Origin of the sequence: Radicibacter daui (assembly GCA_030657355.1) — a bacterium.
Taxonomy (GTDB): Bacteria; Pseudomonadota; Alphaproteobacteria; order Radicibacterales; family Radicibacteraceae; genus Radicibacter; species Radicibacter daui.
Genome location: CP131056.1, coordinates 1,709,402 through 1,734,440 on the forward strand (window position 1 = coordinate 1,709,402; position 25,039 = coordinate 1,734,440).

26 protein-coding genes and 1 other RNA gene are annotated in these 25,039 nt (G+C 62.6%); 19 read left to right on the plus strand and 8 right to left on the minus strand.

The window, feature by feature from the left end; genetic code table 11:
* Positions 1-5: 5 nt before the first annotated feature.
* From QTL98_RS08070 to QTL98_RS08140, 15 genes are all read left to right on the plus strand, one after another.
* On the plus strand, positions 6-830 hold the full coding sequence (locus QTL98_RS08070; protein ID WP_445682109.1) for an ABC transporter ATP-binding protein: 825 nt from the start codon (positions 6-8) through the stop codon (positions 828-830).
* A complete protein-coding gene (locus tag QTL98_RS08075) occupies positions 830-1,621 on the plus strand; it encodes an ABC transporter permease (protein ID WP_445681707.1) in 792 nt (263 codons plus the stop codon). The genes QTL98_RS08070 and QTL98_RS08075 overlap by 1 nt, the downstream gene beginning before the upstream one ends.
* A gap of 44 nt (positions 1,622-1,665) precedes the next feature.
* Positions 1,666-2,631 (plus strand): urease accessory protein UreD, encoded by a 966-nt coding sequence (locus tag QTL98_RS08080; RefSeq protein ID WP_445681708.1) that lies wholly within the window; start codon positions 1,666-1,668, stop codon positions 2,629-2,631.
* Positions 2,632-2,671: 40 nt separating this feature from the next.
* Entirely contained in the window at positions 2,672-2,974 is a 303-nt protein-coding gene (locus QTL98_RS08085; RefSeq protein ID WP_445681709.1) for an urease subunit gamma, read from the plus strand.
* Between the two features lie 173 nt (positions 2,975-3,147).
* On the plus strand, positions 3,148-3,459 hold the full coding sequence (locus QTL98_RS08090; RefSeq protein WP_445681710.1) for an urease subunit beta: 312 nt from the start codon (positions 3,148-3,150) through the stop codon (positions 3,457-3,459).
* A 6-nt stretch (positions 3,460-3,465) separates the two neighbouring features.
* Positions 3,466-5,190 (plus strand): urease subunit alpha, encoded by a 1,725-nt coding sequence (gene ureC, locus QTL98_RS08095; RefSeq protein ID WP_445681711.1) that lies wholly within the window; start codon positions 3,466-3,468, stop codon positions 5,188-5,190.
* A 49-nt stretch (positions 5,191-5,239) separates the two neighbouring features.
* Positions 5,240-6,085 (plus strand): glycosyltransferase family A protein, encoded by an 846-nt coding sequence (locus QTL98_RS08100; RefSeq protein ID WP_445681712.1) that lies wholly within the window; start codon positions 5,240-5,242, stop codon positions 6,083-6,085.
* 5 nt (positions 6,086-6,090) lie between these two features.
* A complete protein-coding gene (locus tag QTL98_RS08105; protein WP_445681713.1) occupies positions 6,091-6,756 on the plus strand; it encodes an urease accessory protein UreE in 666 nt (221 codons plus the stop codon).
* Positions 6,647-7,426: an urease accessory protein UreF gene (locus tag QTL98_RS08110; RefSeq protein WP_445681714.1), complete on the plus strand. Its 780-nt coding sequence runs from the start codon at positions 6,647-6,649 to the stop codon at positions 7,424-7,426. The genes QTL98_RS08105 and QTL98_RS08110 overlap by 110 nt, the downstream gene beginning before the upstream one ends.
* Positions 7,423-8,079: an urease accessory protein UreG gene (gene ureG, locus QTL98_RS08115; RefSeq protein WP_445681715.1), complete on the plus strand. Its 657-nt coding sequence runs from the start codon at positions 7,423-7,425 to the stop codon at positions 8,077-8,079. Before QTL98_RS08110 ends, ureG begins: the two co-directional genes overlap by 4 nt.
* A 279-nt stretch (positions 8,080-8,358) precedes the next feature.
* Positions 8,359-9,468: an S-(hydroxymethyl)glutathione dehydrogenase/class III alcohol dehydrogenase gene (locus tag QTL98_RS08120; RefSeq protein ID WP_445681716.1), complete on the plus strand. Its 1,110-nt coding sequence runs from the start codon at positions 8,359-8,361 to the stop codon at positions 9,466-9,468.
* A 51-nt stretch (positions 9,469-9,519) separates the two neighbouring features.
* On the plus strand, positions 9,520-10,377 hold the full coding sequence (gene fghA, locus QTL98_RS08125) for an S-formylglutathione hydrolase (RefSeq protein ID WP_445681717.1): 858 nt from the start codon (positions 9,520-9,522) through the stop codon (positions 10,375-10,377).
* 130 nt (positions 10,378-10,507) lie between these two features.
* Complete coding sequence (locus tag QTL98_RS08130) at positions 10,508-11,482, plus strand: glutathione S-transferase family protein (protein WP_445681718.1); 975 nt, start codon at positions 10,508-10,510, stop codon at positions 11,480-11,482.
* Between the two features lie 141 nt (positions 11,483-11,623).
* Positions 11,624-11,938 carry an STAS domain-containing protein gene (locus QTL98_RS08135; protein ID WP_445681719.1) on the plus strand — a complete coding sequence of 105 codons (315 nt, stop codon included), beginning with the start codon at positions 11,624-11,626 and terminating at the stop codon, positions 11,936-11,938.
* A 129-nt stretch (positions 11,939-12,067) separates the two neighbouring features.
* The gene (locus tag QTL98_RS08140; RefSeq protein ID WP_445681720.1) at positions 12,068-12,619 is read left to right on the plus strand and encodes a cyclic nucleotide-binding domain-containing protein; all 552 of its coding nucleotides are present in this window, start codon (positions 12,068-12,070) and stop codon (positions 12,617-12,619) included.
* Positions 12,620-12,699: 80 nt separating this feature from the next.
* Here the strand turns inward: QTL98_RS08140 and QTL98_RS08145 are convergent, their stop codons facing one another.
* The 5 genes from QTL98_RS08145 to ssrA form a co-directional block, all read right to left on the minus strand.
* Positions 12,700-12,840: a hypothetical protein gene (locus QTL98_RS08145; protein ID WP_445681721.1), complete on the minus strand. Its 141-nt coding sequence runs from the start codon at positions 12,838-12,840 to the stop codon at positions 12,700-12,702.
* A 29-nt stretch (positions 12,841-12,869) separates the two neighbouring features.
* Positions 12,870-13,010: a hypothetical protein gene (locus QTL98_RS08150; RefSeq protein WP_445681722.1), complete on the minus strand. Its 141-nt coding sequence runs from the start codon at positions 13,008-13,010 to the stop codon at positions 12,870-12,872.
* 205 nt (positions 13,011-13,215) lie between these two features.
* A complete protein-coding gene (locus tag QTL98_RS08155; RefSeq protein ID WP_445681723.1) occupies positions 13,216-13,728 on the minus strand; it encodes a hypothetical protein in 513 nt (170 codons plus the stop codon).
* 110 nt (positions 13,729-13,838) lie between these two features.
* Positions 13,839-14,342, minus strand: coding sequence for an SspB family protein (locus QTL98_RS08160; protein ID WP_445681724.1), 504 nt, complete (start codon positions 14,340-14,342; stop codon positions 13,839-13,841).
* Between the two features lie 115 nt (positions 14,343-14,457).
* Positions 14,458-14,817, minus strand: a transfer-messenger RNA (tmRNA) gene (ssrA, locus tag QTL98_RS08165).
* A gap of 217 nt (positions 14,818-15,034) precedes the next feature.
* Between ssrA and thyX the strand changes: the two genes are divergently transcribed.
* Entirely contained in the window at positions 15,035-15,967 is a 933-nt protein-coding gene (thyX, locus tag QTL98_RS08170; RefSeq protein ID WP_445681725.1) for an FAD-dependent thymidylate synthase, read from the plus strand.
* 133 nt (positions 15,968-16,100) lie between these two features.
* On the plus strand, positions 16,101-17,069 hold the full coding sequence (locus QTL98_RS08175) for a CorA family divalent cation transporter (RefSeq protein ID WP_445681726.1): 969 nt from the start codon (positions 16,101-16,103) through the stop codon (positions 17,067-17,069).
* Positions 17,070-17,132: 63 nt separating this feature from the next.
* On the opposite strand, the gene QTL98_RS08180 is transcribed toward QTL98_RS08175, so the two are convergent.
* The 3 genes from QTL98_RS08180 to QTL98_RS08190 all read right to left on the minus strand — a co-directional run bounded on the left by QTL98_RS08180 (position 17,133) and on the right by QTL98_RS08190 (position 21,074).
* A complete protein-coding gene (locus QTL98_RS08180) occupies positions 17,133-18,209 on the minus strand; it encodes an ABC transporter ATP-binding protein (protein ID WP_445681727.1) in 1,077 nt (358 codons plus the stop codon).
* Entirely contained in the window at positions 18,202-19,899 is a 1,698-nt protein-coding gene (locus QTL98_RS08185; RefSeq protein ID WP_510637556.1) for an ABC transporter permease, read from the minus strand. The genes QTL98_RS08180 and QTL98_RS08185 overlap by 8 nt, the downstream gene beginning before the upstream one ends.
* Before the next feature lie 119 nt (positions 19,900-20,018).
* Positions 20,019-21,074 (minus strand): ABC transporter substrate-binding protein, encoded by a 1,056-nt coding sequence (locus QTL98_RS08190; RefSeq protein ID WP_445681729.1) that lies wholly within the window; start codon positions 21,072-21,074, stop codon positions 20,019-20,021.
* A 314-nt stretch (positions 21,075-21,388) separates the two neighbouring features.
* Here QTL98_RS08190 and QTL98_RS08195 point away from each other — a divergent pair, with 314 nt between their 5' ends.
* Complete coding sequence (locus tag QTL98_RS08195; protein WP_445681730.1) at positions 21,389-22,267, plus strand: GntR family transcriptional regulator; 879 nt, start codon at positions 21,389-21,391, stop codon at positions 22,265-22,267.
* Between the two features lie 118 nt (positions 22,268-22,385).
* A complete protein-coding gene (acnA, locus tag QTL98_RS08200; protein ID WP_445681731.1) occupies positions 22,386-24,998 on the plus strand; it encodes an aconitate hydratase AcnA in 2,613 nt (870 codons plus the stop codon).
* Positions 24,999-25,039: the final 41 nt, after the last annotated feature.

The following is a 25,039-nucleotide window of genomic DNA, read 5'->3' on the forward strand; positions in this document are numbered from 1 at the left end:
CGCCCATGACGGCAACCGCCCCCGGCCATCTGGCCGGGGCGGGACGCCCTTTTGTCGAGATTGACCGCGCTTCCCTCGCTTATGGCGGGGGAGGCGGCGTTCTCGCGCTCAAGGACTGTTCCTTTTCGATTGAAAAGGGCGAGTTTGCTGCTGTCGTCGGCCCGTCGGGCTGCGGCAAGTCCTCGCTCATGAAGCTGATTTCCGGCCTTGAGCGCGTGAGCGATGGCACCGCGATCGTGGCGGGGCAGGAGGTGACCGGCCCGCTGAAGATCGTGGGCATGGCCTTCCAGAACCCGGTGATGCTGCCGTGGCGCTCTACCCTGCGCAACGTCATGCTGCCGCTGGAGATCGTCGAGCCGCACCGCTCCCAATTCCGCGCCCGCAAGGCGGAGTACCGGGAAAAGGCGCGAGCCCTGCTGGCAACCGTCGGTCTCGACGGCTTTGCCGACCGTTATCCCTGGCAGCTTTCCGGCGGCATGCAGCAGCGCGCCAACCTTTGCCGCGCACTCATCCACGAACCTGAGCTCCTGATGCTGGACGAACCGTTCGGCGCGCTCGACGCCTTCACCCGCGAGGAACTGTGGGAGGCGATGCAGCAGCTGTGGATGGAGCGGCGCTTCACCGCGATGCTGGTGACGCACGATCTTGTTGAGTCCGTGTTCCTGGCTGACCGGGTGCATGTCATCTCCAACCGGCCCGGCCGGGTCATCTATTCCCGCAGCATCGACCTGCCGCGCCCGCGCCGGCTGGAAGACCGCTACAAGCCGGAATTCGTCGAGATCGTGCATGAACTGCGCGACCAGATCGTGATGGCGAGGCAGCAGATCTGATGAAATACCGCCTCAACAACCGCGCGCTTGCGCCCTGGTATGCCGGCATCGGCTTTTTCCTGTTGTGGGAAATCATCTGCCGGGCTTTCAAGGTGGAAAGCTTCATCCTGCCGGCGCCGAGCGAGGCGTTTCAGGCGATGTGGGATTTCTGGCCCGCCATCTGGATGAATGCGCAGCAAACCCTCATCACCACGCTGGGCGGATTTGCCCTCGCCGTGGTGTTCGGCCTGCTGCTCGGCATCTTTATCGGCGCATCGCCCATCATCTATGCCGCGCTCTATCCACTCCTCATCGGCTTCAATTCCGTGCCCAAGGTGGCGCTGGTGCCGGTGCTGGTCATCTGGTTCGGCATCGGTACGGTGCCGGCCATCATCACCGCCTTTCTCATCAGCTTCTTCCCCATCGTGGTGAATGTGGCGACCGGCATCGCCACGCTGGAGCCGGAGCTTGAGGATGTAATGCGGGCGCTGGGCGCCAGCCGCACCGACATTTTGCTGAAAGTCGGTGTGCCACGCTCGATGCCCTATTTCTTCGCCTCGCTGAAGATCGCCATCACGCTCGCCTTCGTCGGCTCGGTCATTTCCGAGACGGTCGCCGCCAATGCCGGCATCGGCTATCTGATGCTGTCGGCCAGCAGTTCCTTCCGGGTGCCGCTGGTGTTCGCCGGCCTGCTGGTGATCGCGGCGCTCGGCATCATCATGTACGCTGTTGCCGCCTGGGTTGAGCGGCGGATGACGGGCTGGGCTGTGCGCGGCAAGGACCGCGGCGCCGGCTTTGCCACCGGCGGCTAGGTGTCTGCGCTTCACGCCTTTTCCTGAAAGCAACTGCCGCAGCCATGCCTGACAGCGCCCGCGACCTGACCGATCTGCCGTCAGCGCCTGCCGAAAGCGGGCGGATGCCCCCGCGCATGCAGCGTAATCGCGGTGCGGCGCGGGTTGTCATCGGCCCCGCCGGGCTTGCCGATCTTTATCAGAAGCCACCCTGCCGGGTGCTGTTTCCGCGTGTGGAAAAGGGCGAGCCGCCGGCCGCCGTGATGGTGACGACCAGCGGCGGCATGACCGGCGGCGACCGCATCGATTACGAGGTGAGCGTGGCGCCCGGCGCCCGCGCCACCCTTACCACCCAGGCGGCGGAGAAAATCTACCGCTCGCTGGGCGATGAGGCGGAGATGGAGGTGCGCCTTGAGGTTGGCGCCGGCGGTTATCTGGAATGGCTGCCGCAGGAATGCATCCTCTTCAACCGCAGCAATTTTGTCCGCCACACCCATGTGACGCTCGACCCCACCGCTACCCTGCTGGCGGTGGAGGCGGTGGTCTTCGGCCGTACCGCCCATGGCGAGAGCGTGACCGAGTGCGCGCTGCATGATGCCTGGCGCATCCGGGTGGGTGGGCGGCTGCGCTGGGCCGACGGGCTCAGCCTTGATGCCGAGACAATAGGCAGGCTGCACGATCCCTATGCGTTTGGCGGGGCGCTCGCCGTAGCCACGGTAGTAGTCTACACGCCGGATTGTGCGGCCCGGCTGGAGACGGCACGGGCCTTGCTGGAAAAGGCCCTGAAAAAAGAGACAAAACCGGCCTTCGATGCGGATGGGGAGCTTGAGCCGCAACCTTCGCCGCGCGACACTTCCGCCGCGCCGGAGCGGCTCAAGGCCGGAGTTACGCTGGTCAGCGGCCTGATGGTGACCCGTTTCGTCGGGCGGGATACGGCGGAGCTGCGGGGCTGCCTGATGGATTATCTGATGGCGCTGCGCGCCGAGCTTACGGGGTTGCCAGCGCGCCTGCCGCGCGTGTGGCGGATATAACAGGAATAAGGGCCCGGAACGGGCGGGGAGATCGAGGCCGATGCAACTGACGCCGCGTGAGAAAGACAAGCTGCTCATCGCCACCGCCGCGATGGTTGCCCGCCGCCGGCTGGAGCGCGGCGTGAAGCTCAATTACCCGGAGGCCGTGGCGCTCATCAGCGACTTCGTCGTCGAGGGCGCGCGCGATGGCCGCTCCGTTGCCGAGCTGATGCAGGACGGCGCGAAGGTGCTGACCCGCGAGCAGGTGATGGATGGCATCCCCGAGATGATCCACGACATCCAGGTGGAAGCGACCTTTCCGGACGGCACGAAGCTGGTGACGGTGCATCAGCCGATCCGGTGATTTGAGTGCTAGGGGTGAGTCCCCACCCCCCTCCACCCCTTCGGGGCACCTCCCCCATGGATGGGGGAGGATAGGGAAGACCCTCTCCATTCATGGAGAGGGAGGGGCCCGCCGCGAAGCGGTGGGAGGGTGAGGGTGGTCAAGTCAATAACAAGCCAATCAAGGAGAGGCGCATGATCCCCGGAGAAATCTTCACGCCGCCCGGCGAGATCGAGCTCAATGCGGGCGCGCCGACGGTTACCGTCACCGTTGCCAATACCGGCGACCGGCCGGTGCAGGTGGGCAGCCACTATCATTTTGCCGAGACCAATTCCGGCCTTTCCTTCGACCGCGAGAAGGCGCGCGGCATGAGGCTCGACATTGCCGCCGGCACGGCGGTGCGCTTCGAGCCGGGGCAGAGCCGGGACGTGACGCTGGTGCCGATCCGCGGCGAGCGCAAGGTCTACGGCTTCAATCAGAAAATCATGGGCGCTCTGGAGGGCTGAGGGGACATGGCGGCTAGAATTTCGCGTGCGGCCTATGCCGACATGTTCGGCCCCACCGTGGGCGACCGGGTGCGGCTGGCGGATACCAATCTCATCATCGAGGTGGAGAAGGACTTCACCATCTATGGCGAAGAGGTGAAGTTCGGCGGCGGCAAGGTCATCCGCGACGGCATGGGCCAGTCCCAGACCCCGCGCGGCAATGGCGGGCCGATGGCGGCGGTCGATACCGTCATCACCAACGCGCTGATCCTCGATCACTGGGGCATCGTCAAGGCCGATATCGGCATCCGCGACGGGCGCATCGTCGGCATCGGCAAGGCGGGCAATCCGGATACGCAGCCGGGCGTCACCATCGTGGTCGGCCCGGGCACGGAAGCGATTGCCGGCGAAGGCAAGATCGTGACCGCCGGCGGCATCGACGTGCACATCCATTTCATCGCCCCGCAGCAGATCGAGGAGGCGCTGGCCTCCGGCGTCACCACCATGATGGGCGGCGGCACCGGCCCGGCAACCGGCACCAACGCCACCACTTGCACGCCCGGCGCCTGGCATATGGAGCGCATGCTGCAGGCGGCGGAATCCTTCCCGATGAATCTCGGGTTCTTCGGCAAGGGCAATGCGAGTTTGCCGGCGGCTCTGAAGGAGCAGGTGCTGGCCGGGGCCTGCGGCCTCAAACTGCATGAAGACTGGGGCACCACCCCTGCCGCCATCGACTGCTGCCTTGGCGTGGCGGACGAGATGGATGTGCAGGTGCTGATCCATACCGACACGCTCAATGAAAGCGGCTTTGTCGAAGACACGATTGCCGCGTTCAAGGGCCGCACCATCCACGCCTTTCACACCGAAGGCGCGGGCGGCGGCCATGCGCCGGACATCATCAAGGTGTGCGGCGAGCAGAACGTCATCCCGTCCTCGACCAATCCGACGCGGCCCTACACGGTCAACACGCTCGACGAACATCTCGACATGCTGATGGTGTGCCACCATCTCGACCCGTCGATTTCCGAAGATGTGGCCTTTGCCGAAAGCCGTATCCGCAAGGAGACGATTGCCGCCGAGGATATCCTGCATGATCTCGGCGCCTTCTCGATCATTTCCTCGGACAGCCAGGCCATGGGCCGCGTGGGCGAGGTGATCATCCGCACCTGGCAGACGGCGGACAAGATGCGCAAGCAGCGCGGCCGTCTGGCGCAGGAGGTGGGCGATAACGACAATGCGCGCGCCAAACGCTATGTCGCCAAATACACCATCAATCCGGCGCTGGCGCAGGGCATTGCGGCCCATGTCGGCTCCATCGAAATCGGCAAGCTCGCCGATCTGGTGGTGTGGTCGCCGGCCTTCTTCGGCGTGAAGCCGGAACTGGTCATCAAATGCGGCACCATCGCCATGGCGCCGATGGGCGATCCCAACGCCTCCATCCCCACGCCGCAGCCGGTGCACTACCGCCCGATGTTCGGCGGGTTCGGCAAGAGCATGATCAAATCGGCCGTCACCTTCGTCTCCGGTGCCGCGATTGCCGATGGCATCGACCGCAAATATGGGCTGGAGCGCACGCTGCTGGCGGTCGCCAACACCCGTGGCGGCCTCACCAAATCCATGATGGTGCACAATAATTACTGCCCGAAGATCGATGTCGACCCCGAGACCTACGAGGTGCGGGCCGATGGGGAACTCCTGACCTGCGAGCCGGCGGACGTGCTGCCGATGGCCCAGCGCTATTTCCTGTTCTAGGCTGGCGTCCAGAACAGAAAACAAGCGTGTAAGGGAAGGGGCACCGCCCGTGGCTGAAACAGTCCAGATCGTCATTCCGGCCTATAACAAGGCCGGCCGGGTCAGCGCGGCCATCCGCTCCGTCATGGCACAGAGCGTCAAGGGATGGCGGCTGACGGTGGTGGATGATCATTCCACCGACGGCACGCTGGAAGAGATAAAGGCGCTGGCCGTCGGCGGCATTCCGGGCCTTGAGCTGGTGCAGACGCCGCGTAATCTGGGTGCGGCCGGGGCACGCAACTTCGGCGCGGCGCTCAGCCGCTCGCTCTTTGTCTGCTTTCTGGACGCGGATGACCGCTACGAGCCGAACTTCCTTGAAGCAACGCTCACCATGCTGTCACGCCTGCCGATGATCGATGCGGTGCAGACCGGGGTGATCACACCCACACCGTTGCCCGCGCCGATTGCCGGACCGCTGGCCACCACGCTGCCGGGCAACAAGATGCTGCGGCGCTATGCGTTCGAGACGGTTGGCGGTTTTCCGGAGCAGGAGCTGTTCCGCAAGGGGGGAGAGGATGTGATCTTCACCCGCCTGCTGCGGCGCTTCTTCAACCTGCTGCAGATCAACGAGGCGCTGTATCATTACGATGCCGCCGACAGCCCGCATTTCCACACCTATCTGGAGCGGGCGCAGGTGGTGGACGGTGCCTTGCAGCTTTCCGGCGAGAACGCGCAGGATCAGGCGGTGAATGCCGCCTGGCCCTGGATCGAGGCGCTGGTGAAACAGCGCCTGCGTGCCCGGATCGGCGGCGAGGGCATGCCGGCGCCGCTGCTCAGTGATGCGGATTGGTCCCGGATCGGTAAACCCGATGCACTGCTGCTGCGCGGCAGCCCCTATGCGATGAAAGAGGAATGACGGCCATGTATCGTGCCATCGAGGCGGTAGCGGCGGGTGACTGGCCGGCGGCGGAAGCCATCGGCAGCGTGACGCTGACCTATGAAGACCGCTTCCGCCGCCGCATGCGCCTGCCGCTGGACGAGGGCGGGGACTTCCTGCTCGACCTGCCGCGTGTGATTGCCCTCAATGAAGGGGACGGGCTGAAGCTGGAAGCCGGCGGCTGGGTGCGCGTGGTTGCCGCGCCGGAACCGCTGGTGGAAGTGACGGCGCCGGAGATCGGCACCCTCATTCGCATTGCCTGGCATGTCGGCAACCGCCATTTCCCGGCGCAGCTGCTGCCCGACAGGCTCTTTATCCGCGATGACCATGTGATCGTGGCGATGCTGGAAGGGCTGGGGGCGACGGTCCGGCGCGTGACGGCGCCTTTCGTGCCGGAAGGCGGCGCCTATGGCGGCCTCGGCCACATGCTGGCCCATGACCACGCCCCGGCCCCCGGCACGGCTGCGCACGCTCATGCCCATTCGCATGATCATCATCATGACCACGGGTACCACCATCACGATGGCCATGATCACTCCCATGAGCATGATCACGGACACGATCATCACCATCATGACCATGACCATGACCATGACCAAGATCATGGCCAACACCACCATCACGGGCATGGCCACCGGCATGAACACTGACGCCGCCGCCCTCTACCGGCTGATGGCCTGGCTGTCGCCCTCCTATCCAGTGGGCGCCTTCAGCTACAGCCACGGGCTGGAGGCGGCGATCGATGCCGGGGAGGTGCGCAGTGCCGGTGATGTGGCGCGCTGGATCGCTACCGTGCTGGAGGTCGGCGGTGGCTGGACCGATGCGGTGCTGTTTTGCGCCGCCTGGCGGGCGGTAGAGGACCCGGCGGGGCTGGAGGAGGTTGCCGAGCTTGCCGCTGCCTTTCGCGCTACCTCCGAGACTGCGCTGGAGACGAGCCAGCAGGGCGCTGCCTTCGTCAAGGTAACCGGCGATGCCTGGCCGGATGAACGCCTCGCCGCCTTCGTCGCGGCCCGTGCCGGGGAGCCGGTTGCCTATCCGGTTGCCGTGGCGGTTGCCATGGCCGGGCGCATGCCGCTGGAAGCGGCGCTCCATGCCTATCTGCACGCTTTTGCCGCCAATCTTGTTTCCGCTGCCGTGCGTACCGTTCCGCTCGGCCAGACGGACGGGCAGCGCGCCATTGCCCTGCTGGAGCCGGCGGTTGCCCGCGCGGCGAGCCGGGCGCTCACGGCCGATCCTTCCCGCCTCGGCACAGCCGCGCCGCTGGCGGAGCTGCATTCCATCCACCACGAAACCCAGTATACGAGGCTCTTCAGGTCATGACCGATACCAGCGTTTCCGCTACTGGCTCCAAAAATGGCCCGCTGCGCGTGGGCATCGGCGGCCCCGTCGGCTCCGGCAAGACCGCGCTGACCGATCGCCTGTGCAAATATATGCGCGACTATTATAACGTCGCCGCCATCACCAACGACATCTACACCAAGGAAGATGCCGAGTTCCTGACACGCTCAGGCGCGCTTGATCCCGAGCGCATCATGGGGGTGGAGACCGGGGGCTGCCCGCATACGGCGATCCGCGAGGATGCTTCCATCAACCTCGCCGCCGTTGACCAGATGGCGACGAAGTTTCCGGGCCTTGAGCTGATCTTCATCGAATCCGGCGGTGACAATCTGGCCGCCACCTTTAGCCCGGAGCTTGCGGACATCACCATCTATGTCATCGACGTTTCCGCTGGCGACAAGATTCCCCGCAAGGGCGGCCCGGGCATCACCCGCTCCGACCTGCTGGTGATCAACAAGATCGACCTTGCCCCGCTGGTGGGCGCCAGCCTTGAGGTGATGGACCGCGACAGCCGCAAGATGCGCGGGACACGGCCCTTCATGTTCACCAATCTCAAGGCGATGATAGGCGTCAAGGAAATCGCCGCCTTCATCGCCCGGACGGGTGGTCTGGTGGAGCGTCTGCCAGCCGCGTGAGTAGCGCAGCTAACGGAAAGGCCCACATCCCCATCCGGCGCTGAAGCGCCACCTTCCCCATTTTGGGGAAGGATTTCTTCCCCAAAATGGGGGAGATGTCGCGTAAGCGACAGTGGGGGATGTGGGCCCCTCCATCTTCGCTAAGATCCTCTTTGCCCCCAACCATGTCGGTTTCGTTCTGGACCGCTGGCGGCTTCGTCGTCATCCTGCGGGCAACCGGCGCTTGGGCCTTCAGTCCAGGCCCCCAGAAGCATGACGCCAACAAGGAGGCATCCCACCATGAAGACCGTCGCTGCCCTTGCCCTGGAGGCCGGCAAGCCGCTGGTGATCGATCAGGTCGATCTGGAAGGCCCGAAGGCGGGCGAGGTTCTGGTCGAGATCAAGGCCACCGGCGTGTGCCATACCGATGCCTTCACCCTTTCCGGCGATGATCCCGAAGGCATCTTCCCGGCCATTCTCGGCCATGAAGGCGCGGGCGTGGTGCTGGAAGTGGGTCCCGGCGTCAAGTCGCTGAAGCCGGGCGATCATGTCATTCCGCTCTACACGCCCGAGTGCCGCGAGTGCGAATACTGCCTCAGCCAGAAGACCAACCTCTGCCAGTCGATCCGCGGCACGCAGGGCAAGGGCCTGATGCCGGACGGTACTTCGCGCTTCTCCTACCGCGGCAAGCCGGTGTTCCACTACATGGGCTGCTCCACCTTCGCCAATCACACCGTGCTGCCGGAGATCGCGCTCGCCAAGATCCGCTCCGACGCCCCGTTCGAGAAGGTGTGTTACATCGGCTGCGGCGTGACCACCGGCGTCGGCGCCGTGGCCTTCACCGCCAAGGTTGAAGCGGGCGCCACCGTCGTTGTCTTCGGCCTCGGCGGCATCGGCCTCAATGTCATCCAGGGGGCCCGCATGGTGGGCGCCGGCATGATCGTGGGTGTGGACCTTAACCCCGAGCGCGAGGCGATTGCCCGCAAGTTCGGCATGACCCACTTCGTCAACCCCAGGGACATCCAGGGCGATCTCGTCGGCCATCTGGTGGAGTTGACGAAGGGCGGCGCCGATTATTCCTTCGAGTGCGTCGGCAATGTGAAGCTGATGCGCCAGGCGCTGGAGTGCTGCCACAAGGGCTGGGGCCAGTGCATCATCATCGGTGTGGCCGGTGCGGGGCAGGAAATCTCCACCCGTCCGTTCCAGCTGGTGACCGGCCGCGTGTGGAAGGGTTCTGCCTTCGGCGGCGCCCGGGGCCGTACCGATGTGCCGCGCATTGTCGACTGGTACATGGACAACAAGATCAATATCGATGATCTCATCACCCATGTGTTGCCGCATGCGGAGGTCAACAAGGCGTTTGACCTGATGCATCACGGCGAGAGCATCCGCACGGTGCTGACCTACTAAGGTCAGCATTTCGGTGGAAGCCAGGACAGGGCAAGACGGGGAAGAGGGATTATGACCGGCTATACGATCCGCAGCGAACACCGCAGTTTCGGCGGGGTTACGGGGTTCTACACCCATGAGAGCGAAGAGACCGGCACGCCCATGAACTTCGCCGTCTTCACCCCGCCGCAAGCGGCGGAAGGGGCGAAGGTTCCCGTCGTCTATTACCTTGCGGGCCTTACCTGCACGGAAGAGACCTTCATGATCAAGGCCGGAGCGCAGCGGCTTGCTGCTGAACTCGGCCTCATGCTGGTGACTATGGATACCAGCCCGCGCGGTGTCGCGCCGGAGGAGCTGGATGGCGACTGGGACTTCGGCTCCGGCGCCGGCTTCTATGTCGATGCCACCGAGGGGGCATGGGCCAGGCACTACCGCATGTATAGCTATGTGACGCGGGAGCTACCGGCGCTCATCGCAAAGCACTTCCCGGCGGATACGACCCGTCAGGGCATCTTCGGCCATTCCATGGGCGGGCACGGCGCATTGGTTTGCGGGCTGCGGAATCCGGATATCTTCAAGAGCCTTTCCGCCTTCGCGCCCATCGCTGCGCCAATGAGCTGCCCGTGGGGCGAGAAGGCCTTTACCGGCTATCTGGGGAGCGATCGTTCCACATGGTCAATCTATGACGCCAGCGAGCTGGTAGCCGCCCGTATGGGCAAGTCGGAGCGCCTGATCCTCATCGATCAGGGCGAGGCGGACCAGTTCCTGCCGAACCAGCTGAACCCGACGCTCTTTGCCGAAGCCTGCAAGGAAAGCGGGCAGGCGCTGGAGCTCAGGATGCAGCCGGGTTACGACCACGGCTACTATTTCATCTCCACCTTCGTGGAAGACCATTTGCGCCATCACGCCCGGGCGCTGACCGCTGATTGATCTCTTGTGCGGGCCCGCTGACCGGCCTCGCAACGGATTGTTGCGAAATACTGGGGTGGTCTCTCCGTCCTGATGCGGTCATGTTGCTGGCAACGCTACAGTGACTGACTTTGGACGAAGGAGATAACCCATGGGCCTGCTGGTAGACGGCAAGTGGCAGGATGTCTGGTACGACACCAAGTCCACCGGTGGCAGCTTCAAGCGCCAGCCGAGCAGCTTTCGTAACTGGATTACGGCGGATGGTTCCGCCGGTCCGTCGGGCGAGGGCGGTTTTCAGGCGGAAGCCGGGCGTTATCACCTCTATGTCAGCCTTGCCTGCCCGTGGGCGCATCGCACGCTGATCATGCGGGCCCTCAAGGGCCTCGGTAACATGATCTCCGTCAGCATCGTCTCCCCGCTCATGCTGGAGCATGGCTGGGTGTTCGATGGCGAGCACAGGGACGAACTGCACGGCGCACAGTTTCTGCACGAGATCTATGCCAAGGCTGATCCGCATTATACCGGCCGCGTGACGGTGCCGGTGCTGTGGGACAAGAAGCGTGGCACCATCGTTTCCAACGAAAGCTCCGAGATCATCCGCATGCTGACTGTCGCCTTTGACGGTCTGGGTGCAGAGGCGGGGAACTATTACCCCGAGGCCCTGCGCGCCGAGATCGACGAGGTGAACGAGCGGATTTATCCGGGCCTCAATAACGGCGTCTATCGCGCCGGATTTGCGACTGTGCAGGATGTGTATGAAGACGCGGCGAATGATGTGTTCGCTACGCTTGACTGGCTGGAAGCCCGGCTTGCCGAAGGCCGGCAGACGCTGGTGGGCGACCGGCTGACGGAAGCGGATATCCGTCTCTTCACCACGCTGGTGCGCTTCGATGCCGTCTATCACGGCCATTTCAAGTGCAACCGTCGGCGCCTTGTCGATTATCCCGAGCTCTGGGACTGGACGCGCGCGCTTTATCAGGTGCCGGGCGTGGCAGGCACGGTGGCGATGGACCACATCACCAGCCACTATTATGCCAGCCACCGCACCATCAACCCGACGGGCATCGTGCCCATCGGCCCGGCGCTGGATTTCATGGAGCCGACCCGGCGCCAGTTCGTGCTCTGAGCGACAGGATTTACTTTCAAGGTAACGCTTCACACTGGGTGGCGGCGCTTAAGGATAGGGGTGCCCCACCCAATGCACCGTTGCTGTAACCACCCCCTGACGGGTTAATTTGGCGTAGCGCGATATTCTGGATTTCAAGGAATGCTCTACGCCATCAACCGCTCCGATACTGAGGCGATTATCTCGCTCGAAGGCCGGCTTACCTACAAGGATGCCGATAGCTTCAGCCGCATGCTGGCGGATGCCCTGTCGAGCGTCATGGCCGGCGAGGTGGTGCTTGATCTCGCGGGCCTCGAATATCTCGACTCAACCGGCCTTGGCATGCTGCTGGTTGCCGATGCTGACCTGCGCAAGCAGGGCTCCAGCCTGCGCCTCTCCGCGGCCTCCGGCCAGGTGGCGCGCCTGCTGCAGAAAACCCGTATGGATGAGGTTATCGGCGTTTCCCTGCCGAACTGACCGGCAGGGCCGCCGATCCTTCGCGGGATCACCGCCAGTTTTCTCCATTTTTGGCTCCCGAAGTTGACAGGTTGCCGCACCTCACGGCTTGATCTTGCAAAAGCCGCCAGGGGAGGCATGCCGGTCACCATGTCCGCGACCGTCGATATCGAAGAGCTGGTCCTGCTGCCAGGGCAGGAGATCTTTGCCGAGAAGTCTCTTGGCGATGCGATGTATCTCATCAAGCAGGGGGCGGTGGAAATCTGGGTGGGGCAGGCCGCCACCCCCACCATCGTCGCGCGGCTGGAAGAAGGGGCCGTGTTCGGCGAGGCTGCCCTCGTCAACGATGCTCCGCGCAACGCCTCGGCCCGTGCTGCCGGGCATGGCTGCGTCTTGCTTTCTGTTCCGCGGGAGGCCTTCCGCCGCCGCCTTGATGAAGCACACCCGATGATCGTGGCGGTGGCCCGGTTGCTGATCGACGGGCTGGTGGCCGCAAACCGGCAATATGAGCGCCAGTCAAAAGAGGCGGCGGGCCTGCGCGAGACGGTCAGCGCGCTGAGGGCGGCGGCACAGGTGGCCGGCACCCGCCGGGATGAGGCGCTGAAGGCCGAAGCTGCGGCCATGCAGGAAAACCGGCGCCTGCGCGAAAAGGCCCTCGCCTATATCGAGGCCCATCAGGAAAAGCCGCCGCGCCCCCGTTGAGGGCGGTTGGGCAGACCATAAAAAAGGACTGCTGCGATGCAGCAATCCTTTTGATTTCACGCTCGTGCTTCAGGCTGCGATCAGCCGCCCAGACGCGTCAGCAGCACTTCGTAGCGGCCGATATCGACATCGTACTCACGGGTGCGCAGCACGGCCGCGGCAATGCGCAGACGATCAAGCTGGTTGCGGTAACGGGCGAGAAGCAGGCGGCGGATAGCCATGATGAAATTCCTGTAGGGGCGGGGCGCGATCAGGCGCCGGCGGCCAGGAGAAGCTGCTCGTTGCGGCTGATTTCCTCGTTGAAATCGCGGCGACGGAGCACGGCGGCGGCAAGACGCAGCGCATCGAGCTGCACGCGGGCACGTTCAATGATGAGCGGTTTGCTGGCCATGATCTGAAGCATCCTTCCGTTCGGCGCCGGCCGGTTCGGCCCTTGCTGATGACGAAAATATGCATCGGCGCACCCCGCCTGCGCCAACGCGCTTTCTGCATGGGCACTCATTGTGCAGTGCAAAGCGTGGCACGCAAACCAGCCATGCGAACGGGCCGGTCCGGCGGGCAGCAGCAGGAGGTGGAAGCGGGAAGGGGGCGGCGCGTCAGACTTCGGTGAAGCTGAACATGTTGGGCGCGCGCTCGATGATTTCCTCGATGATGTCGGTGGCGATATCGAGGTTGTTCTTCATGTCCTGGTCGATCACATCGGCATAACGCGGCTCGTTGAGCTTGGCGTGGCACGAGTGCATGCGCTTCAGCTCTTCCATGAACATCTCCCGCGCCCCCATGGGCAGGGCGTTGGACATGGAGAGCACGAAGAAGAAACGGATAGAGGCCCGGATCTGGCAGCCCAGCATATGCGCGTTGAGCTGCATGAAGTTGCGGTTCAGCTTCTCGTCAGCGCCCTCGGCCAGGTTCTGCAGGCGCTGGTCGATCATGATGGAAAAGGTTTCGCATTCGGAAACCTTGGCGCGGAACTTGTAGTAGAGCTCGTAGTTTTCCTTGGTCGCCTCGGTCTCTGCCCGGCGCGCCATCTCGGCGAGTTCGGCGACCTGTCCCTTGTAGGATTTGAGGAAGTTGACCGCTTCGGAGCGCTTGAACTTGCGGCGAGCCATTCAGCGGTCCCTTGTGCCGGACAGGACGGGACGCAAAGGAGCAGGGCCAAGGCTGGCCGCAGCCGGTCCGATCCGGTAGATGCAGGCAGACAGCATGGCCCGCCCGCTCCTCAGGGCTTCTTGCGGAAGGCGTCCAGCGCCACCACCTTGCCGGTTTCGGGCTCCCCGCCCTCTTCGTCGACCGGCTTTTCTTCCTCGCCGGCGTCTTCGGCAGTCTCGTCGGCGAGAGCTTCCAGCTCCTCATCCTCGTCGTCGGCCTGTTCGGTCTGGAACTGGAGAGCGAAATTCACCGCCGGGTCGGCGAAGGTGACGATGGCCTCGAAGGGAATTTCCAGCCTTTCGCCGGCACCGCCGAAGCTGAGCGTCACGCCGAAACCGTCACGCCGCACCATCAGGTCGAAGAACTGGAATTGCAGCACGATGGTCATTTCGCGCTTGTACTGGGCGCGAAGGAACTCCGGCATGCGCACGCCGGGATGGCGGGTCAGGAAGGTGATGTAGAAATGATGGTCACCCGGCAGTCCATTGGCGGCAACCTCCTCCAGCGCTTCGCGCACAACGCCGCGAAGGGCCCGTTCCACCATCTTGTCGTACCGCAGGTGAACTGTCGTCATCTCTGTCCGTTTTTTCTGCCGCTGTCCGGCCTGCCCTGACGGCGGGGCCGGTTGCTTCCTTGCCTTGAAGTCCGCCGCCACGCGTTTGCTGTCGGGCGCCGGGCCCCTTGAATTCAGTGGGGGGCTTCTGTTGCCCGGTGCCCCCCGAACCGCGCTTACCTAAAGATTAGGCAGCGATGGCCATGCGATGGTTATCGTTGGCACTTGTGAGGTTTGGTCCGATGACGGTGGTACCATGCCGGGCAAAAACTTGATCTTTGAGCGTGCGTCAATCCTGTTTCGCCCCCCTGTTGCCTGCGGCCCTTGAAGCACTTTCGTGCCCCGGTTCCGCCTGGCATGTGGTGGAGGCGCCGGGTACCGCCCCCGGGTCCGCTCCGCCTATTCCATCAAGCGTTTATCACCATAGTCGGACGCCAAAGGGATCCCGGACGCCGACGGGGTTAATATAGGGAGGCAGTGCAGGGGCCGAAAGAGGCTTTTGGCGGAGAAGGGGCCAAAAGCCCTGCTTTTTGCACAAAGCAGCCATCAGCCTTCTGACGAATGTCGTCTTATCTTATTGTTTTAAAATGATAAAACAGCTTGTTCGGGTTCAATGCCCTACTGGCCGCAACTCCGCCGTTCCGATTGCCGGCAGGGGGTGCTAGCTTGGCGCCGACACGATTTGTTCTCCCAGAAGACAGGGCCCCTGGTTCATGACGATCAAACCCGAACAGCAGGCTGAAATCGAGGCTCTGCGCGCCAACCAGACGCTGACCCGCCGTGCCGTCAGCCCCGGGCTTGAGGAGATCCTCTACGAGGCGATTCCCGTTCTCGATCATGGCTTTGTCCGCGTGATCGACTATATGGGCGACGATGCGGCCATCGTGCAGGCGGCGCGTGTTTCCTACGGCGCCGGCACCAAGGCCGCCCGCTCGGATGAGGGGCTGATCCGCTACCTGCTGCGCCACGCCCACACCACGCCGTTCGAGATGTGCGAGATCAAGTATCACATCAAGCTGCCTATCTTCGTGGCGCGCCAGTGGATCCGTCATCGCACCGCCAATGTGAATGAATATTCCGGCCGCTATTCGGTGATGGAGGATGAGTTCTACATCCCGCGCACCGAGCAGCTTGCCGCCCAGTCGCGCTCCAACCGTCAGGGCCGCGGCGCCGTGCTGGAGGGCGAAGAGGCTGTGCGCGTCCTGCAGCTGCTAAAAGACGATGCCCGCCAGTCCTACCAGCACTATGTGGAGATGCTGAACGAGGATGGCGACGGCAATGTGATCGACGAGAGCCGCGATGGCCTTGCCCGCGAACTCGCCCGCATGAACCTGCCGATCAATCTCTATACCCAGTTCTACTGGAAGATCGATCTGCACAACCTGCTGCATTTCCTGCGGCTGCGGGCTGATTCCCACGCCCAGTACGAAATCCGCGTCTTTGCCGAAGCCATGCTGGATACTGTCCGGCGCTGGGTGCCGATCGCCTGGCAGGCCGGTGAGGACTACAAACGCGGCGCCGAGACCCTCTCGGCTCCGGCGCTGGATGTGGTGCGCCGCCTGCTGGCCGGGGAGGAGGTCGCCCAGGCCGATACCCGCCTCAGCAAGCGTGAGTGGGACGAACTGATGGCCTCGCTCGGGCGTTAAGGCACGACCACGGGCAGGGGCCGCAGGCCGGTGAACCGGCGAAAGGCTCCTGCCGCTCCTGACCTTTCAAGGAGGCCGGGCCGGGAGGAAAGGGAGCAGGATCGGGCCTCCTGGATGAGGAGTGCCGTGCCCGATGATTGCCCCGCAGGAAATCCCGGTTCCCTTCGTTCTTGATCTTGGCTCCGGCGAGTTGCATCCGGCGGCTGAACCGCCGGCCGAGGCCGCGGAGGCCTGCTGGTTTCACGGCGACCGCAACGAGGAAGGCATTCTGGACCGCCTGGAGGCGCTCGGCATCGACGAGCCGGAAGCCCTTGCTGCCTTTGCCGCCGAAGAGACCCGGCCGCGTTATGCCCATTTCGCCAATGGCGATCTGCTGATCCTGCGCGGGGTCAACCTCAATCCCGGCGCCCGCCCGGAAGATATGGTCTCGCTGCGTTTCTGGATCACGCCCCGGCGTCTTGTCACGCTGTGGCGGCGGCGTGTTTTTGCCGTCGGCGATGTGGCGACCAGCGCCTGCCAGGCCGGCAAGGCGCCGCTTGCCGTCAGCGATATCGTCTTCATGCTCATCCAGCGCATCGCCGACCGTGTGCGCGAGGTCGCCCGGTCGATGGAGGAGGAGCTGAACGAGATCGAGGAGCAGGTGCTGGACGGCGGGGCCTCCGATTGCGGGGAAAATCTCGGCCGGCTGCAGCGGCGCGCCATCTGGCTCAGGCGCTATATCGGGCCGCAGGTCGAGGCGCTTTCCGATGTTTGCGCCTCGGAACCGGACTGGCTCGATCTGCGCGGGGCCGTGCGGCTGCGGGAGATGGCCGATGCAGCCTCCCGCCAGCTGGAGACGCTCGATGCGCTACGCGAGCATATCGTGCTGGTGCAGGACCAGCTGTCGGCCCGCCAGAATCAGCGTACCCAGCGCACGAGTTACGTGCTGACGGTGGTGGCGGCGGTTTTCCTGCCGCTCAACCTCATCGCCTCGCTGTTCGGCGCCAATGTTGCCGGTGTGCCGGGCACCACGGACGGTGCGGCCTTCTGGATCATGGTGGTCGGCATGGTGGTGCTCGCCGCCATCGAGTTTCTGGTATTTCGCTGGCTTAAATGGCTTTGAGGCGCCGCCCCCTGCGGTTGGGGGCGGCGCACTCTTCCTTGCTGCTAATTGCTGGCCGCTTGCTCAGCTCGCAGCAGTGTCCTGAAACAGCCAGACGTTTTGCGGCGGGATTTGTGCCCAGACCCTGCCGGCTTCGAGGCGCCGGGGGCCATGCGCCCTTGCCTTGAAACTTCCACGCTCCAGGCGATATTCCCACTTGTCGCCAAGATAGACGTTGTCGACAAGGTCGAGTTCGATCCCCTCCTCCTGCGGATCATCAAACACCGAAATCTCTTCTACCCGAACGACTGCACGGACGTTTGAACCGTTGGCCACGCCTTCTGCGTCACGGATGGTTGCCGGCAAGCGCCACCCTTCGCCTTCAATCATCGCCGTTCCCTCCTGGTCTCGCAGGACCCCTTTGAGGATGTTGTTGGCGCCAAGAAAATCGGCGGTGAAGAAATTCGTCGGCTCCGAATATATCGAATGCGGAGCGCCGGACTGGACGATGCGACCGTCTTTAAGAAGGATGATCTGGTCCGCGGCGGCCAATGCCTCGCTCTGATCGTGGGTGACCAGGACGGCGCAAAGTCCCAGATCCAGTATCAGCTTGCGAATCCAGTAGCGGGCTTCTTCGCGCAGCTTGGCGTCCAGATTGGAAAGCGGCTCGTCAAGCAACAGAACCTTGGGCTCGTAGACAAGCGCGCGGCAAATGGCAACACGTTGCTGCTGCCCGCCGGAAAGCTGGTCAGGATAACGGTCAGCGAGATGTCCAAGCCCGATATGTTCCAGCGTTTCCTGAACCCGTCGGGCCGTGTCGGTGCGGTTGACGCCGCGCAGTTTCAGGCCATACCCGACATTTTCGCGGACAGTCCGGTGCGGCCAAAGGGCGTAGGACTGGAAAACAAGCCCGATGTTCCGCTTTTCCGGCGGTACTATGATGCCCCTGTCACTATCCAGCACCGTTTGACCGCCAATGACGATGCGCCCGATTTCGGGATGGCCGAGGCCGGCCATCGCGCGCAAAAGCGTGGTTTTCCCGGAACCTGAGGCGCCGAGCAGGGCAACGATAGATCCGCGATTGGCAACAAAGGAACAGCCCTTGAGGATTTGCAGGCCGCCCAGCCACTTCTGGACGTTTTCGACGATCAGATCACTCATTGATGCGGGCTCCGAGTTTGAGGGCGAGGAACAGCCCGAGCGCCGTCAGAATGATGCTGACAAAGGCTAGCGCAGCGATGATGTCCATGGCGCCGGTTTGCAGAAGCGAGACCATGAGGGAGCCGATCACTTCGGTGCCGGAACTCATGAGATAGACGCCCGTAGCGTACTCGCGGATAAAAATGATCATGATGAGCGCCCAGGCTCCGGCGAGCCCGGGGCGCGTTAGCGGGATGACAACATCGCGCCATGTCCGTAGTGCTGTGGCCCCGGTTGTTCGTGCCGCTTCTTCAAGTTCGGGGGCGATCTGCATCAGGTTCGCCTGTATGAGGCGAAGTCCATAGGAGAGGCCGACGACTGCATAGGCGATGAATATCGATATAAGCGTCGTGCGCACGGCATGCAGGGCAGGCACGAAGAGGAATACCCAGAAGAAGGCAAGCCCCACGACGAGGCCCGGCAGGGCTCTGGGAAGCAACACCGTATAGTCGAGCAGGGTGCCGGAGAAGCCTTGGTTGCGATGCCCGGCAAGCCCTATAACCAGATAGAGAAACACGGCCGCGATACCGCCGAAGACACCGATCAGGATGGTGTTGATGATGCCGTGATAGAGGCTGGGAACGTCGGCAAGGGCCTTGAAATGGGCCAGCGTGAAGTGCTGCGTCAAATCGATGCCTTCACCCCAGGCATCGACAAAGGCCCGCAATATGATGCCGCCGATTGGCAGCACAACGGAAATCACCAGCCAGAGCGCGATTGCCCCTAACGCCAGAATCTGTCCCCTGCGGCCGAGGTTAAGCGGTGTCGCGCGGTTTCCCTTGCCTCCAAGAGCGGCGTACCGTCTGGCGTTCCGCAGCAGGCGACGTTGCACCCAGATCAGCGGCAAGGTGATCAGGACGAGCAGCACGGCCACTACGGCCATGAGTTGGTAGGTCGGCACGCCAAACAGGGTCGTGAGCTTGTAGATATATGTTGTCAGCACAAGGATGCCGTTGGGATCTCCCAGAACGAGTGGCAGGCCAAACATCTCAAGGCCGAGGAGGAGGAGGAGGGCCGCCGCAAAAATCATCCCGGGCAGCACCATTGGCAATGTGACGTCAGTTAATACTCGCAGCAGGCCTGCACCCGTGGTGCGCGCGGCCTCCTCCAGATCGGACGGCAGATTGCGCATGGTTGCGGAGACATAGAGATAGACGTGGGGAACATGCGAGAGCCCGGCGATCACAATGATGCCGGGCAGGGAATAGATGTTCCACGGCACGAAGCCGATCACATGTCTGACTGCCAGGGAAACTGCACCGGTTGGCCCAACGGCCACTGTGTAGCCAAAGCCGAGCACGATCGATGAGATGAACATCGGCACAAGCACAAGGATCTCGAGGGCTCTTTTGAACCGGATGTCCGTGCGCGTGAGCAGAAAGGCGAGCACCCCGCCCAGAGGCACGGCGACGGCCACCATGCCTGCGGCGATGATGACGGTTGTGTAGAGGGCCTCGTAAAAGGCCGGGTCCGTCAGAATGAAGGCGTAAGCGTCAAGCGCGAGCTTTGCTGATTTGTAGAAAAAAGCCTCACTGAGAAGGCTCTGATAGATGATCAGCCCTACGGGCATCATCACGATCAGAAAAAGCGCCCCTATGATGGCGCCACGTGTGAGGGCAGCGTCTTGTCGCTGTGCGACAAATGCCGGCATCTTGCCGGCTGGTATGTGATCTGCCACCGCCAAAGCTCCCGGGCCAATAGTATGGGATGAACATCATCGGCAAATGAGAAAGGGCGGCGGTCTCATCGGGAATGAGACCGCCGGATCTGTCACTTGCCGAGAGCGGCGCGCCAGTCATTCATGAATTTTACCCGCTTGGTCTGGCCCATATATTCAAGCAGGCCTTCATCAACCTTGATGGGAGTGACCGGGCCGCCGATGGCGTCGGCCAGGTTCTTCGCATTCATACCGGTGCTGGTATCGGAGCGCACTGAAGGCAGGCCCTTTGCGGCAAGGCTTTCCTGACCTTCCTTCGAAAGCGCAAAATCGATGAACAGCTTGGCGGCCTCCGGATGCGGGGCTCCGTTGGCAATGGCGATCAGGCGCGAGAAGGCGGCGTTGTTATCGCTGAAGAAGGCGACGCCCAGCGTCTTGTTGGCTTTTGCCCAGTCGATGGCGTAGGAGCCGATAATATTATAGGCGAAAGCGTTCTCGCCCGAGATCACGGATTCCTTCATGGCGCCGGAACTGGAGTAGGTCTTGCCGTTGCTGGCGCCGAAAGCCTTGGATACGGCCCAGAAACTGTCAGGCGATGTTCTTGCTTCGTTGGTGGCAAAAAGGAAGCCGGCGCCCGACTTTTCCGGGTCAAATGTCGCGACCTTTCCCTTTACCCGCTGGTCGGACTGGAGCAGCGTCAGCAGTTCGGCGCGGGTCTTCGGAATGCCCTTGCCATCGGGAAAGGCAATAGTGTTGTACATCATGCCAACGGGCTCGATCGTGCTGGCATAGACGGTATTCTGGTAGGCTGCCCAGTCCGGCAAGTCTTTCAGCTGGGTGGACTTGTATTCCTGCAAAAGCCCGTCGTTATAGAGCTTGAGTTCCTGATCCATGCCCGAGGTCCAGATGATGTCTGCCCCGACCTGGCCGGCTGCGTACTCGGAAATGGCGCGGTTGTAGGTGCCATTGGTCCCGAGATCGTTGTACTTGACCTCAATGCCCGGGTATTTGGCCTCGAAAGCCTTCACCAGAGTCTCGGCCTGCGAGATGTCCGTGGCGGTATAGATCGAAACCGCGCCTTCCTTGGTCGCTGCCGCAACATCCTGTGCGAGTGCCGGGACGGCGCCGCCCAGAATGACCATCGCGGTCGATGCCGCGAATGCCGACATTTTTATCATTCTATCCTCCCTGTTGGCCCGGGCGCTTACGGCCCGATGGTTTTGTGATGCAAGGTCTTGTCCGACATCATTGGATGGTCGGCGGCCCGGCGGGCGGGTCATGCAGAGCAGGTTCACTTTTGTTACTTTGTCTTTTAACGCTCATAAATGCAATAAGAAATGCATTGATGATATTGTTCCCAAAAAGCGCCCTTCGCGATGCGAGCGCGGTAGGGTGGTGAAATGGTTTGTACTTTAAGGTGCTTTTAGCCAAAATTTTGCACCCAGGTTATGTCGTTGAGGTTCCGGGTATGAAGTCTAGTCAGTTGGCAGAGGGTATCGCCCGCGAGCTTTCGCAACAGATTGCAGCGCGTCAGCTCGCCGGTGGCGCTCACCTCGGTGCGCAGGCGCTTGCGGACCGGTTTGGTGTTTCCCGCTCCCCTGTCCGGGAGGCGCTCAAGATCCTCTGCGACGCCGGCGTGGTGGAGCAGAAGGAAAATCGGGGATTTTATGTTGCCAGCTTTGCAGGGGCCGGGGCTCCGAAGGCGTCAGCTGCGATTCTCGAGGAGCAGGAAAGCCCGTACCAGCGCATCGCAAACGACTGGCGGGCGGACCTTTTGCCTGAAGAAGTTACCGAACAGTTGCTGCGTGACCGCTACGGCGTGACCAAGGCCCAGGTTCAGGAAATCCTGGCGCGAGCCGCGCGTGAAGGTTGGGCGGAGCGCAAGGCTGGTTATGGATGGCGGTTGCTGTCAGTCGCGAGATCGCCGGAATCATTTGAACAGATCTACCGGTTCAGAATGGTAATCGAACCTGCAGCAATGATAGCGCCGGACTATATCGTTGAACGCAGGCGACTGGAGGAGTTGCGGACGGCCCAACAGCGTATGCTGGATTATGATATTGACCATTTGCCCGTTGAAAAACTCCTGGAGGCCGGCTCTCATTTTCATGAAGAGCTGATCAAGTTTTCGAACAATCCTTATTTTCACATGTCCCTGGTACGCGTGAACCAGATGCGCCGGCTGCTTGAATATCGGGCGGCCTACACCCCACAGCGCTTTATCGAGCAATGTACCCAGCATCTGGCCATTCTCGAACTTCTGGGTCGTGGGGAGGTTATTGAAGCCTCCTATGCGATGAAAAAGCATCTCCATGATGCGCTTGACCGGAAGAAAAAATTGATGCTGGCGCGTGGTGCCTGAGGTTTCTGAAATCTTCTCTATTGCATTTTTCCGACCATAAAGACAAAAAATCCAGACAGCTCCACGCCGCCTTCACCTGCGGGGCAGGGGGAGAATGTGTTTGTTTGGGGGACGTTTGATGGTCGGGCCAGAGGCGACGCTTGAGGCGGGGGGTGAGATTGTCAGGTTTGTGGCGTTGCGGAGCGTCCTGGGCGAGCGTCTTGGGCGGATGCCTGTTGTTTTGCGTCTGCTCGTCGAGAATCACATTCGCGCCACCAGCGGGGACGGCCTCGACCTGTTGCTTGCGGCGCTGGACGGGTGGCTGGCGGGGGACAGGCTCGCTTACGAGCTGAGCTTTCGCCCGGGCCGGCTTTTAATGCATGATACGACCTGCACGCCGGCGCTTGCTGACATCGCGGGTCTCAAGGATGCGCTGTCCGAAGCCGGCGGCGACGCCGCCGCGCTTTATCCGACGCTTCCCGTGGAAGTGTCGGTTGACCATTCTCTTTCGGTCGATAGCTATGCCGTCCGCGACGCACTGGCCCGCAATGCCTCTGCCGAGATGGCCCGTAATTCGGAACGTTATGCATTCCTGAAATGGGCTTCGCGCGAGATGCGCAATCTTCGGGTGAATCCGCCCGGGACCGGCATCATGCACACAATCAATCTCGAGCAACTGGCAACTGTGCTGGAGGTGCGGCGATCCGACGGGGGCGTTGATGCCTTTCCCGATGCGCTTCTGGGAACCGACAGTCACACGCCGATGATCAATGGCATCGGCGTGTTGGGGTGGGGCGTCGGGGGGCTCGAAGCCGAAAGCGTAATGTTCGGCCAGACGGTTTCCCTGGCCATGCCGGAGATTGTTGGCGTGCGGTTGACGGGCTCTCTGGTGCGGGGGGTGTTGTCGACCGATCTGGCGCTCAAGGTTACGCATGAACTGCGCAAACTTGGCGTGACTGGTTGCTTCGTGGAGTTTTTTGGCCCGGGTGTGTCCACTCTCTCCGCCGACGACAGGGCTGTGGTTGCGAACATGGCGCCCGAGTATGGCGCAACGACGGGCTATTTTCCGGTCGATGCCCGTACCGTCGAGTATCTTCAGCGGACGGGCAGGGCGGCTCCGCTTCTCGATCTCATTCCGGCTGTTTTTGACGCGATGGGATTATGGTTCGATGAGAAAGCCCATCCCCGGTTTGACCGGGAAATTGAAATCGATCTCTCGACCATTCAGCCATCGCTGGCCGGGCCGCGGCGGCCGCAGGACCTCTGTACGCCCGGCGACAGTTGCCAGTTGGTCGAGGGCGTGTTGGGGCGGCCATTGGCTCCGCGGGGCGATGATGAGGGAGTGCCGGACGGAGCCGTGGGCGTGGCGGCGATCACCAGTTGCACGAACACCTCTGATCCCAGGCTTTTGATCGCTGCGGGTCTCCTTGCCCGAAATGCGAACCGTCTTGGTCTGCGCCCGAAGTCCTGGGTGAAGACCTCGCTTGCGCCTGGTTCGCCATCCGCTGCGGAATATCTTTCCCGGAGCGGCTTGCTTGCCGATCTCGGGGCTATAGGGTTCGACATCGTTGGCTTCGGATGTACGACCTGCATCGGAAATTCCGGCCCACTTCCGGCGCCGGTCCAGCAAGCGCTTTCCGTTGGGAAGGCCGTTGTTGCAGTGCTGTCCGGAAACCGCAATTTTCCGGGACGGGTGCATCCGATGCTGGATCTTGCCTATCTGGCGTCTCCGCCCCTGGTGGTGGCCTATGCGCTTCGCGGAGATATCAAGGACGATATTCTGACTGCCCCGATAGCGGAGAGAGAGGACGGGCGGCCTGTTTACCTGCGCGATCTCTGGCCCGGCGAGCAGGAAATCGATGCGATTATGGCCGCTGCGGTCGTTCCGGAAGATGTGCCCGCAGCATTTGCGAAAATGTCAGCCAATGCGATCTGGGCCGGGCTTGATGCGCCCGAAGGGGCACGTTTTCCGTGGAACCCGGAATCGCGTTACCTGCGGCGCCCTAAATTTGCGTCATTCAGCGAGGTTTCGCGTCTCGGCCACTATGATGCCGCGCCCCTGCTGGTTCTGGGCGACGACATTACGACAGATCACATATCGCCGGCTGGTCGTATCGATGTGAACAGCGAGGCCGGACGCTGGCTGGTCGAGCGGGGGGGCGACGCGCGTGACCTGAACGTCTATGCGGCCTATCGCGGAAACTGGGAGGTAATGCTGCGGGGGCTTTTCACCAATCGTCTGGCGAAAAACAGCCTGATCCAGGGGGGGGCTGCCGGCGAAACCGTTGTCGACGGCGCATCAGGCAGCCTGCCCCTCTATCTGGCCGCTGATTTTTACGAAAAACGGAATGTGTCGCGTGTCATTCTGGCGGGCGAGCGCTACGGAATGGGTTCGTCCCGGGACTGGGCCGCCAAGGGGGCCGCGCTTCTGGGCGCGCGCGCTGTCATCGCCCGCAGCTTTGAACGCATTCACCGCACGAACCTGATCGGCATGGGCGTTCTGCCTGTCCGGATCATGGATGATTTCATTCCGGCCGAGGCCGGATTGGTATGTCAGGACCGCATATGCGTGCGTCTGGATGAGAGTGAGCTGGGAGTGCGCACTGAGTTTGAGGTGGAAATTCTCAAACAGGATGGCACCCGGATCGCAGTTTCAGTATGCGCGGATGTCGAAACCCGCCAGGAAATCGACACACTCAAGGCGGGAGGCATATTGCCCGGTATCCTCCGGGCGCAGATGGCGCTAAACTGATCAGCCTCGTGAAACCGGGCGGCGCGGTGGGTGTGCCGCCC

Excerpts from the sequence above, each read along its gene's own strand:
- QTL98_RS08070 (WP_445682109.1), top strand. The coding sequence starts at position 6 with ATGACGGCAACCGCCCCCGGCCATCTGGCCGGGGCGGGACGCCCTTTT.
- QTL98_RS08075 (WP_445681707.1), top strand. The coding sequence starts at position 830 with ATGAAATACCGCCTCAACAACCGCGCGCTTGCGCCCTGGTATGCCGGC.
- QTL98_RS08080 (WP_445681708.1), top strand. The coding sequence starts at position 1,666 with ATGCCTGACAGCGCCCGCGACCTGACCGATCTGCCGTCAGCGCCTGCC.
- QTL98_RS08085 (WP_445681709.1), top strand. The coding sequence starts at position 2,672 with ATGCAACTGACGCCGCGTGAGAAAGACAAGCTGCTCATCGCCACCGCC.
- QTL98_RS08090 (WP_445681710.1), top strand. The coding sequence starts at position 3,148 with ATGATCCCCGGAGAAATCTTCACGCCGCCCGGCGAGATCGAGCTCAAT.
- ureC (WP_445681711.1), top strand. The coding sequence starts at position 3,466 with ATGGCGGCTAGAATTTCGCGTGCGGCCTATGCCGACATGTTCGGCCCC.
- QTL98_RS08105 (WP_445681713.1), top strand. The coding sequence starts at position 6,091 with ATGTATCGTGCCATCGAGGCGGTAGCGGCGGGTGACTGGCCGGCGGCG.
- QTL98_RS08110 (WP_445681714.1), top strand. The coding sequence starts at position 6,647 with ATGAGCATGATCACGGACACGATCATCACCATCATGACCATGACCATG.
- ureG (WP_445681715.1), top strand. The coding sequence starts at position 7,423 with ATGACCGATACCAGCGTTTCCGCTACTGGCTCCAAAAATGGCCCGCTG.
- QTL98_RS08120 (WP_445681716.1), top strand. The coding sequence starts at position 8,359 with ATGAAGACCGTCGCTGCCCTTGCCCTGGAGGCCGGCAAGCCGCTGGTG.
- fghA (WP_445681717.1), top strand. The coding sequence starts at position 9,520 with ATGACCGGCTATACGATCCGCAGCGAACACCGCAGTTTCGGCGGGGTT.
- QTL98_RS08130 (WP_445681718.1), top strand. The coding sequence starts at position 10,508 with ATGGGCCTGCTGGTAGACGGCAAGTGGCAGGATGTCTGGTACGACACC.
- QTL98_RS08135 (WP_445681719.1), top strand. The coding sequence starts at position 11,624 with ATGCTCTACGCCATCAACCGCTCCGATACTGAGGCGATTATCTCGCTC.
- QTL98_RS08140 (WP_445681720.1), top strand. The coding sequence starts at position 12,068 with ATGTCCGCGACCGTCGATATCGAAGAGCTGGTCCTGCTGCCAGGGCAG.
- QTL98_RS08145 (WP_445681721.1), bottom strand. The coding sequence starts at position 12,840 with ATGGCTATCCGCCGCCTGCTTCTCGCCCGTTACCGCAACCAGCTTGAT.
- QTL98_RS08150 (WP_445681722.1), bottom strand. The coding sequence starts at position 13,010 with ATGGCCAGCAAACCGCTCATCATTGAACGTGCCCGCGTGCAGCTCGAT.
- QTL98_RS08155 (WP_445681723.1), bottom strand. The coding sequence starts at position 13,728 with ATGGCTCGCCGCAAGTTCAAGCGCTCCGAAGCGGTCAACTTCCTCAAA.
- QTL98_RS08160 (WP_445681724.1), bottom strand. The coding sequence starts at position 14,342 with ATGACGACAGTTCACCTGCGGTACGACAAGATGGTGGAACGGGCCCTT.
- thyX (WP_445681725.1), top strand. The coding sequence starts at position 15,035 with ATGACGATCAAACCCGAACAGCAGGCTGAAATCGAGGCTCTGCGCGCC.
- QTL98_RS08175 (WP_445681726.1), top strand. The coding sequence starts at position 16,101 with ATGATTGCCCCGCAGGAAATCCCGGTTCCCTTCGTTCTTGATCTTGGC.
- QTL98_RS08180 (WP_445681727.1), bottom strand. The coding sequence starts at position 18,209 with ATGAGTGATCTGATCGTCGAAAACGTCCAGAAGTGGCTGGGCGGCCTG.
- QTL98_RS08185 (WP_510637556.1), bottom strand. The coding sequence starts at position 19,899 with ATGCCGGCATTTGTCGCACAGCGACAAGACGCTGCCCTCACACGTGGC.
- QTL98_RS08190 (WP_445681729.1), bottom strand. The coding sequence starts at position 21,074 with ATGTCGGCATTCGCGGCATCGACCGCGATGGTCATTCTGGGCGGCGCC.
- acnA (WP_445681731.1), top strand. The coding sequence starts at position 22,386 with ATGGTCGGGCCAGAGGCGACGCTTGAGGCGGGGGGTGAGATTGTCAGG.